This is a genomic window from Streptomyces calidiresistens (assembly GCF_014141525.1).
GTDB lineage: Bacteria > Actinomycetota > Actinomycetes > Streptomycetales > Streptomycetaceae > Streptomyces > Streptomyces calidiresistens.
Window position 1 is genome coordinate 1 of record NZ_VKHS01000710.1, and the last position, 2,833, is coordinate 2,833.

Genomic DNA, 2,833 nt, shown 5'->3' on the forward strand with positions numbered 1-2,833 from the left:
CCCCTCCCCCCGACCCTCCCCGGATGTCCGGCCGCCGGACGCCTCCGGCCCTTTTCCGGCCGACGCCGATACCCTGAGCGGGTGCGTCCCGTCGGGACGCAAAGCCGACAGCCGTCGCACCCCGGGAGACCACCCATGGCTTCGTCCGTCCCCTCCGCCGTCCCCACCGAGCCGGCCGCCCGTGCCGCGGCCCTGCGGGCCGCGCTCGCCGAGCGCGTCGTCGTCGCCGACGGCGGCATGGGAACCATGCTCCAGGCCGCCGAGCCCTCGATGGAGGACTTCCAGCAACTGGAGGGCTGCAACGAGGTCCTCAACGTCACCCGACCCGACATCGTCCGCTCCGTCCACGAGGCCTACTTCGACGCCGGCGTGGACTGCGTGGAGACCAACACCTTCGGTGCCAACCACTCCGCGCTGGGCGAGTACGACATCCCCCACCGCATCACCGAACTGTCCGCCGCAGGCGCCCGGGTGGCCCGGGAGGCCGCCGACGCGTACACCGCGCGCGACGGCCGGCCCCGCTGGGTCCTGGGTTCCATCGGCCCCGGAACCAAGCTGCCCACCCTGGGCCACACCGGCTACCCGGTGCTGCGCGACGCCTACCGGGACAACGCCGCCGGGCTGATCGAGGGCGGTGCCGACGCCCTGCTGGTGGAGACCAGCCAGGACCTGTTGCAGACCAAGGCGGCGGTGGTCGGTTCCCGCCGCGCCCTCGCGGAGTCCGGCCTGGACCTGCCGCTGATCGTGCAGGTCACCGTCGAGACCACCGGCACCATGCTGCTGGGCTCGGAGATCGGTGCCGCGCTCACCGCCCTGGAACCGCTGGGCATCGACATGATCGGCCTGAACTGTGCCACCGGCCCGGCCGAGATGAGCGAGCACCTGCGCCACCTGTCCCGGCACGCCCGGGTGCCGCTGTCCTGCATGCCCAATGCCGGCCTGCCCGTCCTGGGCGCCGACGGCAGCCACTACCCGCTGACCCCGGTGGAGCTGGCCGACGCCCACGAGGCCTTCGTCCGGGAGTTCGGGCTCTCCCTGATCGGTGGCTGCTGCGGCACCACCCCCGAACACCTGCGGCACGTCGTCGAGCGGGTACGGGATCTGACCCCGGCACCCCGCGAGCCCCGCCCCGAGCCCGGCGCCTCCTCGCTCTACCAGGCGGTGCCCTTCCGGCAGGACGCCTCCTACCTGGCCATCGGTGAGCGCACCAACGCCAACGGCTCCAAGAAGTTCCGCGAGGCCATGCTGGAGGGCCGCTGGGACGACTGCGTGGAGATCGCCCGCGACCAGATCCGCGAGGGCGCCCACCTGCTCGACCTGTGCGTGGACTACGTCGGTCGCGACGGCGTCGCCGACATGGCCGAACTCGCCGGCCGCCTCGCCACCTCCTCCACGCTGCCGATCGTGCTGGACTCCACCGAGCCCGAGGTCATCCGTGCCGGCCTGGAGCGCCTGGGCGGACGCGCCGTGATCAACTCGGTGAACTTCGAGGACGGCGACGGCCCCGACTCCCGGTTCGCCCGCGTCACCCGGCTGGCCGCCGAACACGGCGCCGCCCTGATGGCCCTCACCATCGACGAGGAGGGCCAGGCCCGCACGGCCGAGAAGAAGGTCGCCATCGCCGAACGCCTCATTGCGGAACTGACCGGCCGGTGGGGCATCGACGAGTCCGACATCATCATCGACTGCCTGACCTTCACCATCTGCACCGGCCAGGAGGAGTCCCGCGGGGACGGCGCGGCCACCATCGAGGCCATCCGCGAGCTCAAGCGCCGGCACCCCCGGGTCCAGACCACGCTGGGACTGTCCAACATCTCCTTCGGCCTCAACCCCGCCGCCCGCACCGTGCTCAACTCCGTCTTCCTCGACGAGTGCGTGAAGGCCGGCCTGGACTCGGCCATCGTGCACGCCGCGAAGATCCTGCCCATCGCCCGCCTGGACCCCGAGCACGTCCGGGTGGCCCTCGACCTCGTTTACGACCGCCGCAGCGGGGACTACGACCCGCTGGCCCGGCTGCTGGAGCTCTTCGAGGGCGTGGACAGCAAGGCGATGAAGGCCGGCCGGGCCGAGGAACTGGCCGCGCTGCCGCTGGAGGAGCGGCTGCGGCGGCGGATCGTGGACGGCGAGCGGAACGGGCTGGAGGCCGACCTGGACGAGGCGTTGCGCGAGCGCCCCGCCCTGGAGATCGTCAACGACACCCTGCTGGCCGGCATGAAGACCGTCGGCGAGCTGTTCGGCGCCGGCCGGATGCAGCTGCCCTTCGTGCTCCAGTCGGCCGAGGTGATGAAGACCGCCGTCGCCCACCTCGAACCGCACATGGAGAAGGTCGAGGACGCCGACGGGAACTCCGGCAAGGGCACCATCGTGCTGGCCACCGTGCGCGGCGACGTGCACGACATCGGCAAGAACCTGGTGGACATCATCCTGTCCAACAACGGCTACAACGTGGTCAACCTCGGCATCAAGCAGCCGGTCTCCGCGATCCTGGAGGCCGCCGAGGAGCACCGCGCCGACGTGATCGGCATGTCCGGCCTGCTGGTGAAGTCCACGGTGATCATGAAGGAGAACCTGGAGGAGCTGAACAAGCGGGGCATGGCCGCCGACTACCCCGTCATCCTCGGCGGCGCCGCGCTGACCCGCGCCTACGTCGAGCAGGACCTGCACGAGATCTACGAGGGCGAGGTCCGCTACGCCCGCGACGCCTTCGAGGGGCTGCGGCTGATGGACGCCCTGATCGGCGTCAAGCGGGGAGTGCCCGGCGCGGCCCTGCCGGAGCTCAGGCGCCGCCGGGTCGCGGCCCGCCCCGCCGCCCCCGCTGTCTCTTATACACAGC

At 71.8% G+C, this 2,833-nt stretch carries 1 protein-coding gene; it reads left to right on the forward strand.

Features of this window, described 5'->3' with window-relative positions; all coding sequences use genetic code 11:
- Window positions 1-135: 135 nt before the first annotated feature.
- The coding region (gene metH / locus FOE67_RS21805; protein ID WP_182666544.1) for a methionine synthase at window positions 136-2,833 on the forward strand (2,698 nt) is incomplete at its 3' end.